11 protein-coding genes are annotated in these 14511 nt (G+C 58.5%); 4 read left to right on the top strand and 7 right to left on the bottom strand.

What is annotated here, in order from left to right; translation table 11 throughout:
* Positions 1-27: 27 nt before the first annotated feature.
* On the bottom strand, positions 28-648 hold the full coding sequence (locus tag AC5S3R_RS05945; RefSeq protein WP_494266092.1) for an FMN-binding negative transcriptional regulator: 621 nt from the start codon (positions 646-648) through the stop codon (positions 28-30).
* A gap of 237 nt (positions 649-885) precedes the next feature.
* The gene (locus AC5S3R_RS05940) at positions 886-1590 is read right to left on the bottom strand and encodes an HAD family hydrolase (RefSeq protein WP_494266091.1); all 705 of its coding nucleotides are present in this window, start codon (positions 1588-1590) and stop codon (positions 886-888) included.
* A 114-nt stretch (positions 1591-1704) separates the two neighbouring features.
* Between AC5S3R_RS05940 and AC5S3R_RS05935 the strand changes: the two genes are divergently transcribed.
* Positions 1705-2391 (top strand): hypothetical protein, encoded by a 687-nt coding sequence (locus AC5S3R_RS05935; protein ID WP_494266090.1) that lies wholly within the window; start codon positions 1705-1707, stop codon positions 2389-2391.
* A gap of 64 nt (positions 2392-2455) precedes the next feature.
* On the opposite strand, the gene AC5S3R_RS05930 is transcribed toward AC5S3R_RS05935, so the two are convergent.
* The 3 genes from AC5S3R_RS05930 to AC5S3R_RS05920 all read right to left on the bottom strand — a co-directional run bounded on the left by AC5S3R_RS05930 (position 2456) and on the right by AC5S3R_RS05920 (position 6439).
* Positions 2456-2860: a DUF3224 domain-containing protein gene (locus AC5S3R_RS05930; protein ID WP_494266089.1), complete on the bottom strand. Its 405-nt coding sequence runs from the start codon at positions 2858-2860 to the stop codon at positions 2456-2458.
* 209 nt (positions 2861-3069) lie between these two features.
* Complete coding sequence (locus tag AC5S3R_RS05925; RefSeq protein ID WP_494266088.1) at positions 3070-5676, bottom strand: M1 family metallopeptidase; 2607 nt, start codon at positions 5674-5676, stop codon at positions 3070-3072.
* A gap of 190 nt (positions 5677-5866) precedes the next feature.
* Positions 5867-6439 carry a TetR/AcrR family transcriptional regulator gene (locus AC5S3R_RS05920; RefSeq protein ID WP_494266087.1) on the bottom strand — a complete coding sequence of 191 codons (573 nt, stop codon included), beginning with the start codon at positions 6437-6439 and terminating at the stop codon, positions 5867-5869.
* Positions 6440-6538: 99 nt separating this feature from the next.
* Between AC5S3R_RS05920 and AC5S3R_RS05915 the strand changes: the two genes are divergently transcribed.
* Positions 6539-7159, top strand: a complete 621-nt coding sequence (locus AC5S3R_RS05915) for an FMN-dependent NADH-azoreductase (RefSeq protein ID WP_494266086.1) — start codon at positions 6539-6541, stop codon at positions 7157-7159.
* Positions 7160-7270: 111 nt separating this feature from the next.
* Here AC5S3R_RS05915 and lspA read toward each other — a convergent pair whose 3' ends face one another.
* Positions 7271-7771 (bottom strand): signal peptidase II, encoded by a 501-nt coding sequence (gene lspA / locus AC5S3R_RS05910; protein WP_494266085.1) that lies wholly within the window; start codon positions 7769-7771, stop codon positions 7271-7273.
* Positions 7768-10689: an isoleucine--tRNA ligase gene (gene ileS / locus AC5S3R_RS05905; protein WP_494266084.1), complete on the bottom strand. Its 2922-nt coding sequence runs from the start codon at positions 10687-10689 to the stop codon at positions 7768-7770. The genes lspA and ileS overlap by 4 nt, the downstream gene beginning before the upstream one ends.
* A 398-nt stretch (positions 10690-11087) precedes the next feature.
* Between ileS and AC5S3R_RS05900 the strand changes: the two genes are divergently transcribed.
* The gene (locus AC5S3R_RS05900; protein ID WP_494266083.1) at positions 11088-12113 is read left to right on the top strand and encodes an energy transducer TonB; all 1026 of its coding nucleotides are present in this window, start codon (positions 11088-11090) and stop codon (positions 12111-12113) included.
* Between the two features lie 142 nt (positions 12114-12255).
* A complete protein-coding gene (locus AC5S3R_RS05895) occupies positions 12256-14484 on the top strand; it encodes a penicillin acylase family protein (RefSeq protein ID WP_494266082.1) in 2229 nt (742 codons plus the stop codon).
* Positions 14485-14511: the final 27 nt, after the last annotated feature.

The raw sequence follows: 14511 nt of genomic DNA, 5'->3' as shown, positions 1-14511 counted from the left end.
TCTTTCCTGCTTTCCGTGTTTACTGCGTTATGCGAGGAGCCGTTGCATCCAGCGGGCCAGTTCCTGCTCGTCCGCGTTGCCTGCGGCTTGCGCAAGCTGCACATTGCGGCGCTCTTCGGCGGAGCGGTTCTGGCTGATTTTGAATTTGCCTTCGATGCGGGTAATGGCGATGCGAAAGCCCATGATGCTTGTCAGCATGGTGCGGCGGTAGCCGTGGGGCATCGCCTGCCAGCGGTTCAGATAGGCAGGATCGTGTTTCTGGATGAGTTCTTCTACAAGGCGGGTCTTGCCTTCTTCGTCTTCAATCAACTCCAGCGTGCCATAGGCGTGAATGGCGATGTAATTCCACGTGGGCACGGAGAGTTCTTCAACATAGAGCGAGGGCGAAACGTAAGTATGCGGACCGGGGAAGACGACTAGCGTTTCGTGATTCGCCAGCGAGGCCCAGTGCTTGTTGGCGCGGGCAAAGTGGCCTTCGATGAGGCCGTGTTCGCCTTCGTCCTTTACAACGAGCGGCAGATGCGTGGCATTCAACGCATTCTCAGCCTCCGTTCCTCCGGGACCAAAGAGAATGGCGAAGGAATATCTCTGCATAGCTTCCAGCAATACGTTGCGGTCCGCGACCTGGTTGAATTTCGGGCTATACATTGCGCTCCCTGTGTCTCATCTCGTGCGTTGAAAACGAAAAAGCCACCAGCCGCGCTTGCGGGTGGTGGCCTGGAATGCTTCTGGTGCTGCTTAATCTCTGTTCGTCAGGCTCATTTTCCCGCATATGCGCTGTTGCCGCTAATTCGAATAGCGGGAAGAATGCGCGAGATGGCAAAGATGCGGTGCATGACGTTGATTATGAGTAGAGCAGAATTCAGCTCCTGTGGTCAAGGAGGCTTAGAAGAGCGAGCCTAATTTGGCAAAGCTCTCCAACTCGAAGAGGTGCTGTCCGGGCGCTGGTTTGGAGACTTCCGCATGCTCCAGCACCCATGTGTCCTTGTGGAAGAGAAACACCGCATGCAGCCCCGCGGCGAGCGAGGGGTTAATGTCGCTCTTGGGACTGTTGCCAATCATCCAGCTTGTCTGCGGCGTAAGGTTGTGGCGCTCAATTACAGAGCGATAGGTGCCGTGGTCCTTTTCGGCGACAACCTCAATGGCGGAGAAATGCCCGGCGAGGCCAGAGCGCTCCAGCTTACCGGTCTGCTCGCGCTGGTCGCCCTTGGTCATCAGGATGACGCGATGGCGCGTAGCGAGGTCGGCCAGGGTTTCCGCCACGCCGGGGAGCAGCTCAATCTCGTGATTCTCAATGATGTTGGCGAAGTTGTGGATGTGGTCCACATGTTCGCTGGTAGCAGTAGTCGCGGCCAACCGTTCGTAGCATGCAACCAGCGAGCGGCGGAAGCTTTTGAGGCCGTAGCCGTGGGCGCTGATGGTCTCATGCTCCACGGCGTTGAGGTGCTGGCGGACTTCAGCGGGCGTGTGCGATTTGTGGTCAAGCCAGGCGATAAACCCAGCAATGGCGCGCTCAAAGTAGACATTGTTTTCCCAGAGCGTGTCGTCGGCATCGAAAAGGAGCGTCTGTCCGGCAGGGAATTGAGGCATAGTGGTATGGTATCGAATTCCGCCTGCCGCCGAAATGCCTTCAGAATTCTTAAACAAAAGGTGGTGGCAAGGATTGGGAGGGGTTGCTACACTCGGCTTTTACGGAGGTCACATATGAAGTCCCTGTTGCGCTTTCTGCCACTTGCCTTGCTCGCCTGCCTGTTGCCCAAGGCCCATGCCGCGGACCTTTCCGGCGTTTGGAAAGGTGCCTTTGACTTTAACGACCAGACCATCAACACCACGCTGCATTTGAGTGTGAGCGGAGCGACGGTAACTGGAACGGTGGAGGGGTTGCCCACCTCGCCGGCAACGATTCACGATGGCAAGCTGGACGGCATCCTGCTCAGCTTCTGGGTAAACACCGATTATGATGGCACGACCTATAAGCTCATCTTCAAGGGCAAGACGAGCGAGGAGAAGATCGACTTTAACTTCGGCACCGATGACGGAAGCTGGGGCACAGCGCTGAGCGTAAAGCGCGAGGCCACGGAACTGGCTGACGTGACGGGAACGTGGAAGGGTTCGTTTGACTTGTTTGGCGCGGATACGCCTGTCACGTTCAACCTGAAGAGCAATGGCGCCACGGTTACCGGCGCGGTTATCAATGCGGATGGCAAGTCGAACGAGATTCACGACGGCAAAATTGATAGTGGCACCGTTACCTTCTGGGTCAACACAGAGTACGAAGGCGAGAACTACGTGGTGCAGTACAAGGGTAAGGTTGGCGCGGAAGCGATTAACTTCGATTTCGGAATTCCGGATGGAAGCTGGAACTCGACGGTTACGGCGAAGAAGCTGTAACTGTAGCAGTCAGTGGTCAAAAAAAGCAGGCCGCGCATGGCGCGGCCTGCTTTCGTTTTGGCGCTTATTTTGCGGGAAGTGTGTAGTCGAGCGCATAGCTGTGCTTGCCGTCTGCGGCGATGGCAATGGTAAGCGTGCCGGAAATCTCTGCGAGTTCTCCTGTGCCGGAACCGGGGATGACTTCCACGCGCATCTCGTATTTGCCTGCGTGCATGGTGGCCGAGTGCTGCAGAGCGAATGTTCCTTTGTGGCCATCAAGCGTGCCGGTAATTTCTTCCACGGCGGTGTAGCCCGCGGAGCCGGATGCAGGATTGCCCACGGCTAGCATTTCTCCCTTTGCCATGGCTTCGAGAGCGCCGTGGTACTGCTTATCAATCGAGTAGCGCCGGATGGCGGTTCCGGTTGTGATTTCGTCGGCTTGCATGGGACTCATCTTGACGTCGAAGGGGCCTTCTGCGTGGTGGCTCATGCGGGTTTCCTTTGGTTGGGGTGACTGGGCTGCCTGCGCGTGCGCGGCGCAGAGCAGAACGGCAGCGGAAAGAATGGCGTTGCGAAGCATAACGCATTCACGGTAGCACAAAGGTGGGGAACAGGGTGCAGGGTACGGGGTGCAGAAAAGAGCAGGCCGCGTATTGCGCGGCCTGCTTTTACTGATAACTGACCACTGATTACTGACAACTATTTCTGCGTCGCAATCCACTGCTTTAGATTGCCTTCCTGCAGACTGCGCAACTCGATGCAGCCATTGATGCGCTCAATGGAATGCTTCACGCCCTGGTCGGCGGAAGCAACCTTGTGTGTTGAGAAGAACTGCTGCACATCGTCGCGGTCAGCGGCAGAGCAGAAGCTGCCGGTGGAGCTGACAAGAATCTGTCCCATCTCCGGCGTCAACAGTGAGTGAATCGCGTCCCAGTGGTCCTTGATGTACTGCCATGCCATGGGGCGGTTCTTCTCGTTGCTCATGACGATGGCAAACTGAATCGCCGCGTCCTGGCTGCGCACCTTGGGTGTAAGAGCATAGTCAAGCGAGCGGCGTGCGAGCGCGGGGTCTTCAAAAAGCGCGCTCAACTGCAGGGCCATCTCTTTCACCGCCGGGTTAGGCGAGCTCTCGTACGTATCACGCAGCTTGTTGTAGAGAGCTTCATCGCCGTTATGTGCGGCAATGGCCAGCGAGGTCTGCCCAAGCGTCGGGTCAACTGAAGTTGGGTCCGCGAGGAACTTGTCAGCAATCTCGCGTGCCTGCTTCAGTGCCGCCGGGTCTTTCGCGCCAGCCAGCACGCTGAAGAGCGTAGAGCGAAGCTCGATGGTTGCAGGCGTATCGTTTGGTGCAGGCGCAGGCAACTTCGCATACTGCGGAGCAAAGTTGGTGCGAACCCACGCGGCAAGCGCATCTTTCTCTTCCTGCGTCGCTGCAATCTGCGTGCGAATGGTGCCAACGCCGCTGAGCGCTGTGCCCACAACGGAAGCCTTCTCGTCAGACTTCACCGCGGCAACAAGGTTCAGGTAGTCACCAACGGTTGCCTTGTTGGCGCGAACCTGCGCCCACTCGCCGCCGATGAGGCTGATGCGCTCAGCAGGCTTGAGAGCCGTTTCAATGTTCGCAACAATCGCGGCATAATCCGCTGGCGCATAGGTCACGCGATAGTAGCCCGTGCCGCCCGCGTTCGCAAAGAATGGCGTGAAGGAAGGCGTCTTGAGGCTTGCAATCTCAGGCGTCAGAATTTCGCAATCGTGAGTGCCGCCCGCAGTCTTGAAGCAGACAGGAACAGTCCACTTCTGCGCCGGGTCCGGCGTAATGGAAGGGCTAAGGAAGAAGCGTTGCTGCGCGACGGAAACCTTGCCTCCGGCATTCGGGCCAAAGGTGAGAATCGGTTCGCCGGGCTGCGCAACAAAGTTCTCCATGATCTTGTCCACGGGCTTGCCGCTGGCCTGCGTCTGCGCGCCCCAGAAGTCTTCCGCCGTGGCATTGCCGTACTCATGCGCGCTGAGGTAGTTGTGCACGCCCTTGCGGAATGTTTCTTCGCCAAGGTAGTTCTCAATCATCAGCAGCACCGAGCCGGCCTTGCCATAGCTGATGCCGTCAAACATCTGCTCAATCTCTTCGCGGGTGTCGGCCTTGGCACGGATGGCGCGTGTCGTCGGCTGCGCATCCAGATTCAGCGAGCCTTCCGAAGTGCCAACCTCTTCCTGGTCGATATCCCACTCAGGGTGCATGACCGCAATGGCCTTGGCTTCCATCCACGTTGCAAAGCCTTCATTGAGCCATGTGTTGTCCCACCACTGCATCGTCACCAGATCACCGAACCACTGGTGCGCCATTTCGTGCGCAATAACTTCAGCCACATTCTTTTTCGCGCCAACGCTGGCGGTCTTCGGGTCGAGCAGCAGGTCGGTTTCGCGATAAGTAATCGCGCCAAAGTTCTCCATCGCGCCGGCTTCAAAGTCAGGAATCGCAATGAGGTCAAGCTTCTTGAGCGGGAAGTGAATGCCGAAGTAGTTGTCGTAGTAGTGCAATACCCACTCAGCAACGCTAACGCCGTAAGTAGTCAGCGGCAGCTTGCCTGGGGTAGCGCAAACGCGGATATCCACGCCATCCGACGCGCCCTTGGAGCACTCAAAGTCGCCAACAAGGAAGGCCAGCAGATACGTGGACATCTTCACCGTGCGGTCGAACTTCAGCGTGTGCTTGTCCGCAGCGGGCCCCGGCGTATCGCTCACAATCGCGCCATTCGAGATAGCCGTATCATCCTTGTCGATGATGAGCGAAACATCAAACGTAGCCTTGAAAGCAGGCTCGTCAAAGCTCGGGAAGGCGCGGCGCGCATCCGTCGATTCAAACTGCGTAACGGCGTAATTGCGCTTGGGTTCCTTCGAGAGATAGAAGCCGCGCAGCTTGTCGTTCAGGATGCCGGTGTAGTGAATCGTCAACGAGGCCTTGCCCGCGGGCAGCGTCTCGGGGAAGGTGAAGGTAGCCTGTTCCTTCTCTTCGTCCGTGGCAACGGTGGCGGTCAGGTCTTTACCAGCAGCCTTTACCGTAACGGACTCAAACTTGATCTCGGCGGAGTTGAGCGTGATGGTCTTCGAGGGCTCTTTCAACTCAACATCGATAGTCTCCACGCCGGTAAAGGTCGCCGTCTTCAGGTCCGGCGCAAGCGTCAGCGCGTAGTGCTCGGGAATAACGGTTTTGGGCAGGCGCTCGGCGCGGGCTGCGGGCGAAAGCACGGCAAGAAGAGACGCGGCGGCAACTACGGCGCGGAACGGGAGAGTGGTGCGACGGTAATTCATTGCGAACCTCAAATGTTTGTGTTGCGTTGGGTGCGTGGTCTTGAACAAGAACCAGGCCTGTAAGAGGGAAAGGGCGAACTCACCCCCCAAACCATCATTTTAGGGCAGCCGATTGGTACACAATTCCGTACGCAGGCCCAGCGCATCCGGTTCCAGAGAAGCCGAGCAGGAATCCGGTCAGGCAGATTGACTACCGCGCATGTGCTGGCTTTTCAGCGGTCCCCAACATCGGTTGCACCATGGACTCTACCGCAGCCACAAACTCCTTGGCAGATGGGTTGCCGGGCTTTTTGAGCCATTCCCTGGCCGCTCCGTAAATCAACCAGCCAGCCGCAGCCGGGGCAATCTCATCGCGCATCGGCGGGCCATTGCGCAACACCTTCTGAATAGCCTCCACGATAGCGACATCAATCAGCGGCTCAAACGCGCTATGACCTTCGCACACGCCATTGGAATGACTTGCATGCAGAAAATCAAAGACCGCAAGGATAAGCGCCCCCTCGCTCCCTGCGCCCTCGTAACGTACGTTGCGGTCCCGCAGCAGGCCAAGGAATTCGCCCGCCACCATTGCCGCCAGCAGCGAGTATTTGTCCGTGTAGTGGTCGTAGAAGGTAGCCCGGCTGATTGTGGCTTCATCCGTAATATCCTGCACGGAAATCTCGTCGAAGCTGTGGCGGAACATCAGTGCGCGCAAGGCCGCATGCAGCATCTGCCGCGTGCGCCGGATGCGCGGGTCCCGCACCTCACAATCGGAAACAGGCATGAAGGCTCCTTGAAAGAGCCTACCAAAAATAAAAATGAACCTGTATACGACGTTAGTCGTCTAAGATACATCTGTCGTATTTATCCCGAAGGAGGCACCATGCCCACACTCTTGCAGATCGACTCAAGCCCTAGCCCTTACTCGGTCAGCCGTGAGCTGACCGCCAATTTTGTCAAAAAGTGGAAGGAAGCCAATCCGCAGGGCACGGTCGTCGTGCGTGACCTGGCCCAGAACCCACCTGCGCCGGTAAATGCCGCATGGATCGGCGCGGCCTTTACTCCCCAGGACGCCCGCACCGCCGAGCAGAATGCCGCTCTTGCACAGTCTGAAACCCTGATTGACGAGCTGTTTAGTGCGGACGAAATCGTCATCGGAGTGGCGATGCACAACTTCTCCATCCCCTCCTCGCTTAAGCTGTGGATCGACCAGGTCTCCCGCGTAGGCCGCACGTTCAACCTGGGGCCGGATGGCTACGTTGGCCTTGTAACCGGCAAAAAGGCGACGGTTCTGCAAGCCTCTGGCGGAGATTTCTCCGATGGCTCGCCCTTCAGCGCTTACAATCACGCAGACACGTATCTGGCGGCCGTGCTTGGTTTCCTCGGCATTACGGATCAGAAGATAATCAAGGCCGGTGGAACCTCCGCACTGTTCAGGCCCGAAACAGACCGCGCCGCTTTCCTCAAGCCGGTAATCGACCAAGTGGATGCGGTCTTTGCGTAAGCTGTACCGCTCGTAGGGAGGGGCAGGGCTTTAGCCCTGCCAATTGCCTTGCCCAAAGAGTGGGCCTTTAGGCCCTGAGGTATGCTTTCCTCTCAAAATTGACAGTTGCACTTATCCCTGCGGAGCGGAAGGCTTGCTCCAAAGGGAATCAAGCAGCAGCAGGCATGCGCCAACAACCACGGCGGAGTCGGCCACGTTGAAGTCAGGCCAGTGGTAATGAATGATGTGGACTTCGAGGAAGTCGATGACCGCGCCGTAAGCAATGCGGTCATGCAGGTTGCCGAGCGCGCCGCCTAAGATGAGCGCCAGCGCAACAGTAGTACGCGTAATGCGGCTGCCCAGCCAGAGAAGCGCAGCCAGCACAACCAGCGATGCGAACGCCGTAAAGCCGATGAGCCCCCAGCGCCCAGCGTTGCCAGAGTCCGCGAAGAGCGAAAAAGCCGCGCCCTCATTGGTCCAGTGGCTGATGTGAAAGACGCCATCAATTACAGGAATCGAACGCCCAAAAGGAACATGCGCCGAGACCAGCTTTTTGGTGAACTGGTCTGCGGCGTAAATGATTACGGAGAGAAGGAGCAGCCAGGGCAGGCGGCGTGGTGCTTGAAAACTCACGCGACGGGCTCCGCATTCTTCGGTTCTTCGATTTGCATCTCGCGCAACGCCGACTGGCAGCGGTCGCAGACGTTCTCCCAGATGCCGTAGTTGGAGACATGCGGCATGTAGTTCCAGCAACGGGCGCACTTGTGGCCGCTGGCAGGAAGCGCCTTCACGCTTAGCTCTGTCCCTTCAAGCACGGTCACGCGGGAGACATTGAGAATCTCCTTGAGGCCGGCAGCGTATTTCTGCAACAGGGCAAGCTGTTCGCCCGATGCGGCGATCTCAACATCCGCTTCAAGGCCTTTACCGATACGCTTGGCCTGGCGTTCTTCTTCAAGCACGCGCAGCGCGGCATCGCGAATCTCGAAAACCTTCTTCCACTCGTCGAGCAACGCAGCAGGGCTTTCCGAAAACACTTCTTCCGGCTTGGGGAAGCGCGCAAGATGCACGCTCTCTTCGCGGCCTTCAACCTTAGGCAGATACTCCCACACCTCATCGGTAGTAAAGCTGAGAATCGGCGCAGTCAACCGCACCAGTGCTTCAGCAATCTTCCAAAGCACCGTCTGCGCGGAGCGGCGTTCTTTGCTTGTCGGCGCAAAGGTGTACATGCGGTCCTTCAGCACGTCGAGATAAAACGAGCTCAGGTCCACAATCGCAAACTCATTCACCGCGTGATACACGCGATGAAACTCAAACGCCTTGTACCAGCCAAGAATCTTCTCGGTAAGGTCGCGAGTCTTCGCCAGCATGTAGCGGTCCAGCGGCAGCAGTTCAGCTTCCGGCACGGCATCCGTAGCAGGCGTAAAGCCGTTCAGGTTGCCGAGCAAAAAACGAAACGTATTGCGCAGCTTGCGATAAATCTCCGCGCAGCGAGCCATCAGGTTTTCACTCGCAGCCATGTCCTCGCGGAAATCAACCGACGCAACCCACAGGCGAACAATCTCGCCGCCCATGCGGTTGGCAATATCCACCGGGTCTACGCCATTGCCAAGCGACTTCGACATCGCGCGGCCTTGCTCATCCAGCGTCCAACCCGCCGTCGCAACATGCGAGTAAGGTGCACGCCCGCGCAGCGCAACCGAAGTCAGCAGGGAAGAGTGGAACCATCCGCGATGCTGGTCGCCGCCTTCGAGGTACAACACTTCAACAGGCTCGCCGTTGCGCGTCTCGCCATTCTGGAAAGCAGTATAAGCAGCCTTGAGGTCAGCATCCGATTCCGCAACCGCAAGCCAGCTCGTGCCAGAGTCAAACCACACATCCAGGATGTCGGTCTCTTTGCGGAACTCGTCCTTGCCGCAGTTGGCGCACTTGGCGCCAGCGGGCTTCAGCGCCGCAACGTCCGTCGTGTGCCATGCCTCCGCGCCTTCCTTCTCAAACAACTCCACAACGCGGCGATTCAGCTCCGCGTCAATAAGCGGCTGCTGGCATCCCGTACACATGAGCACAGCGATGGGCACACCCCAGATGCGCTGACGGCTGATGCACCAGTCCGGCCGGTTGGCAATCATATTGGAGATGCGTTCCTCACCCCAGCTCGGGTCCCATCCGCCCTTGGTTCCCATGCGCTTGATCTCGTCGAGCGCAAGTTGGCGGTACGAGATTTCGCTACCGTCCGCCTGCTTCATCGACGTTTCAAGCGAGATAAACCACTGCTCTGTAGCGCGGAAGATAACCGGGTTGTGGCAGCGCCAGCAGTGCGGATACGAGTGCTCGATATTCGCCTGCCCAAGCAGTGCGCCTTTTTCCTTCAGCAGCTCGATGATGAGCGGGTTGGCCTTCCACACCTTCTGGTTGTCATAGGGCGCGGGAGTATCGCCGGGCCACGTCGCCGCATCGGCATGAATAAATCCTGCGTCATCCACGCGGCAGGTCAGGTCGAGGTCGTAGCGCTGACCGGTGTAAAAGTCATCCGCGCCATGCGAGGGAGCGGTATGCACCGCGCCCGTACCCGCATCGGCGGTAACGTACTGCGCAAGCACGCCAAGAATGCTGCGATTCAGGAACGGATGCGCAAACAGCGCCCGCTCCATCACGCGACCTTTGAAGCGCGCAACTTCCTTCGTCTCGCCCAGATTACAGGCAGCGATGACTGAAGCCGCCAGCTCCGCCGCAACAATGTACGTTGCGCCGCCAGCAGTTTCCAGAGCCACATAATCAAAATCCGGATGAAACGCCACAGCCAGAGACGCGGGAAGCGTCCACGGCGTCGTTGTCCAGATGATGGTGTAAACCTCTTTGCCCGCAAGAGCCGCATCCAGATTCGCAGCGTCGGAAGTCAGCTTGTAGCGCACATAAACCGAAGGGCTGGTGTGCTGCTCGTACTCAATTTCGGCATCAGCCAGCGCCGTCCGGTCGTGGATGCACCAGTAAACCGGCTTCAATCCGCGATAGACAAAGCCCTTCTCCAGAAACCCGTACAGCGCCTCCAGCGTCTTCGCCTCATACTCGCGGGCCATGGTTTTGTAAGGCTTATCCCAGCGCCCAAAGACCCCGATGCGCTCGAACTGGCTGGTCTGCAAATCCACATACTTCTGCGCATAAGCGCGGCATGCTTCCAGCACCGCCGGCGCGGGCATTTCCAGCTTCTTGCGGCCAAGCTGCTCGTCTACCTTGATTTCAATTGGCAGCCCGTGGCAGTCATAGCCCGGCACGTAGGGCGAGTCATATCCCGCCATGGTCTTCGATTTGACGACAAAATCCTTCAATCCCTTGTTCAGCGCATGCCCCAGGTGAATGGGGCCATTGGCGTACGGCGGGCCGTCATGCAGGATGTAGGTCGGGCGTCCTTCGCCCGATTTACGCAGGAGATCCCAGAGGCGCATCTCGGCCCACTTCTTCAGGCGAAGCGGCTCATTTTGCGGAAGATTCGCCTTCATAGGGAAGGCAGTTTGCGGCAACTGAAGGGTCGTCTTCAGCTCAGGTGCAGCGGACATTCTCGCTCCGTATTCCGTAGTTGTTCAGCTCGAATTGGCTTTGTAACAGGGCACGACTTCAGTCGTGCCGAAAAATGGCCATTGAAATGACGGGGCTTTAGCCCCCGCTTGCACAATTTCCGCTGAGTTACCACGTTTCTGTTCAACAATATGGTTCCTTTTCTAGTGTAAATGGACTGGTGAGTAATTTTTGCGTAACAAGCGCGAACGCCGTTCGTCTATTGTGTATGGAAGACTCGAGTGGCTCGATCTATGAAGTTCTGGAGGTTTCTTCCGCCTCGGGAGAGACAGGAGAGGCCGCAGTCAAGCATAATGGTTTAGTAGGGCAGCGAAGTTTGGCTGCTGCTCCGCTGAAGCAAAGGGGCACGAGAGCCATCGGTGAAGATGGCGGCGAAATTATGACGGAACCAGTCACCTCATCCCCGGTTATTGAACCGATTGCGGAACTCCAGTCCTCCAGTTCTGAGACAGGGCATGAACTCGATGCGCTTCTCGGTAAGGCTTTTGATGAGAAGCCTATCTGGACGGATCTCTACGAGAACATCCGCGATGTTTTCTTTCCCAAGAAGCTTCCACCGCTGGAGCTGACCTCCAAGCCAATCGCGGTCGTGGACCCGATGGCCGAGAAGCGGAATCCGTGGTCGGTAGGCTCCGCTGCTGTGATTAACGCCAGCATCGTGGCCCTGCTGCTGTGGTTTGGCGCGAAAAAAGCAATCCAGGTCATCGAGCCGCCCAAGGTGGACGTGACCCCTGTGGACCTCACCCCGTTCAAGATTCAGGCTCCCAAGAGGGCGGTTACGGCAGGCGGCGGAGGCGGCGGAGGCAACCACGACATCGTGGACCCCATCAAGGGCAAGCTCCCCAAGATTGAGAAGAATCCGCAGCTTCCTCCGCAGGTGGTTCAGGTGGAGAAGCCCAAGTTGGCTCTCGACGCCGCAATCAACGTGCAGAAGGACATCAAGCTGCCGGATAACCCGAACATGCCCAACATCGGCGTGACCAACTCGTCGAACGTAACGCTGGCGTCAGCCGGTCAGGGCTCAGGCGGCGGCATGGGAACAGGCCGCGGCGGCGGTCTTGGCTCGGGCACGGGCAATGGTCTTGGGCCCGGCACGGGCGGCAACTTCGGCGGCGGCGTTAACCGCATCGGCGGCGGCGTTTCGGCCCCGGTGCCCATCTTCCAGCCGGAAGCTGAGTTCTCCGACGAAGCCCGCCGCGCCAAGTACCAGGGCGAGGTCATGGTTTCGCTCATCGTAGATGCGCAGGGCAACCCACAGAATCCCCGCGTAGTCCGTCCGCTCGGCATGGGCCTCGACGAAAAAGCGCTCGAAGCGGTGATGAAGTACAAGTTCAAGCCCGCCATGAAGGAAGGCCACCCGGTCCCGGTCTACCTCACGATTGCGGTCAACTTCCGCCTCTACTAAAACGTAGCGAGCAGAAAACAAAAGCCCGGCTCAGGCCGGGCTTTTCTTGTGCCCGATTCAAGGTATGAAGCCGCCCCATTGTGATATCAAGGAATCAATTGTCATCAATTTGCAGTTTCCCAACAGAGAAATGAGGAGACGATTGCGCAGAGGATTGTTTCTTGCGGGTGTATGTTTTCTTTGCGTTGGCATGGCCGCAGCACAGCCGCCAACAGCCGCCGAAGCCGCTCGATGGAAGGCCGAAGCCGCCCACGTAACCATTGTGCGCGACGACTGGGGCATCGCCCACGTACACGGCAAGAGCGACGCCGACGCAGTCTTCGGAATGATCTACACGCAATGTGAAGACGACTTCAACCGCGTAGAAACCAACTACCTCACCTCGCTGGGAATGACCGCGCAAGCCGAGGGTGAAAGCGCCATCTGGCAGGACCTCCGCCAGCGCCTCTTCATCGACCCCGCCAGCCTGCAACAGCAGTACGCCACCAGCCCGGAGTGGCTCAAAAAGCTCATGAATGCCTGGGCAGACGGCATCAACTACTACCTCGCGCAGCATCCCGAAACAAAGCCCAAGGTCATTACGCACTTCGAGCCGTGGATGGCGCTCTCGTTCACCGAAGGCAGCATCGGTGGCGATATCGAGCGCGTCAACCTGAAGGAGCTCCAAGCCTTCTACGACGCCCCACAAAGCACATCGCACGTAGAGCCCCAGCAGCCAAAGCCCGAGCAGCCGCACCTCGCCGAGCAGTGGTTTGAGCCCGAGCCGTCCGGCTCCAATGGATTCGCCATCTCTCCCGGCAACACCGCAAACCATCACGCCCTGTTGCTCATCAACCCGCATACGTCATTCTTCTTCCGCAGCGAGCTGCAGATGACCAGCGACGAGGGCCTGAACGCCTATGGCGCCGTAACCTGGGGTCAGTTCTTCATCTATCAGGGATTCAACACCCGCGCCGGCTGGATGCACACCTCCAGCAACGTAGACGCCATCGACGAGTACCGCGAAAGGCTGTCCCACGACGGCAACCACTTGCAGTACGTCTACGGCAGCGAAAAACGCGACTTCACCAGCAAGACAATTACGCTGCACTACAAAACGCCCGCAGGCGACGCAACGCGCACCTTCACAGCGCTCTACACCCTGCACGGCCCCGTCATCCGCAAAGACGGCGAAAGCTACGTAACCATCCAGTTGATGAACATCCCCGTGCCCGCCCTGCAGCAAAGCTACCTGCGCACCAAGGCCACCAATTATGCCGAATACAAAAAAACGATGGAGCTCAAGGCCAACTCGTCCAACAACACCATCTTCGTAGACTCCGACGGCGACATCGCCTACTGGCACGGCAACTTCATTCCCGTCCGCGACACGCGCTTCGACTACACCAAGCCCGTAGACGGCAGCGACCTGGCCACCAACTGGAAGGGCCTCATGACGCTGGAGCAAATCCCGCACCTCTTCAATCCCGCCAGCGGCTACCTCTTCAACGTGAACGACTCGCCGTGGAATGGTTCAGGAGCAAGCTCGCTGCGAGAGGCCGATTACCCGGCCTACGTAGAGCAGGGAATCGAGTCCGCGCGCGGCCTTCACGCCATGCGCGTTCTCGCGCCCAACGGCACGCCGCGCAAAAACTTTTCGCTGGAAAGCCTTCTGCACGAAGCCGCTTTCGATTCCTACCTGCCGTGGTTCGGACGCACGATCCCGGCCCTGCTCGCCGCCTATGACGCGCTCCCCGCCGGCGCTCCGCAGAAGAACGAGCTGGCCGGGCAGATTGATGTTCTCCGGAAGTGGGATGAACGCTGGAGCGCGGACTCCGTCGCAACCTCCGTGGCCGTCTACTGGGGCACCGAGCTGATGCGAACCGTAGCCGCTCCCTCGCGCAAGGCCAAAATCCCCAGCGAGCAGTGGGTAGCAGAAAAAGTACCTGCCGCGGAGCTTCTATCCGCGCTGAAAGCCTCTTCCGATAAGTTGACTGCCGACTTCGGCAACTGGCAAACGCCGTGGGGCCAGATCAACCGCTTCCAGCGCCTCACCGGCGATATCGTGCAGCCGTTCAACGACGCCGGCCCCAGCATCCCCGTCCCGTTCACCTCGTCCCTGTGGGGCTCGCTGGCGTCCTTCGGAGCAAGGCAGTACCCCGGAACAAAGAAGTGGTACGGCACCAGCGGAAACAGCTTCGTGGCCGTGATTGAGTTCGGCCCCAAAGTACGAGCAGTGGGCGTAACCGCAGGCGGCGAAAGCGGCCACCCGGAATCCAAGCACTTCAACGACGAAGCTGAGCGCTACGCCTCTGGTAACCTGCGGGAGATTTACTTCTACCCGGACCAACTGCAGGGACACACCGAGCGCACCTACCACCCCGGCGAGTAGTTCAGGCCACGAGAAGTTGCAGGAGAG

The organism is Occallatibacter sp. FHG110214_02, from assembly GCF_059115385.1.
Note: the sequence above shows the minus strand (reverse complement) of the source record. Positions and strands in the feature narration are given on the sequence as shown.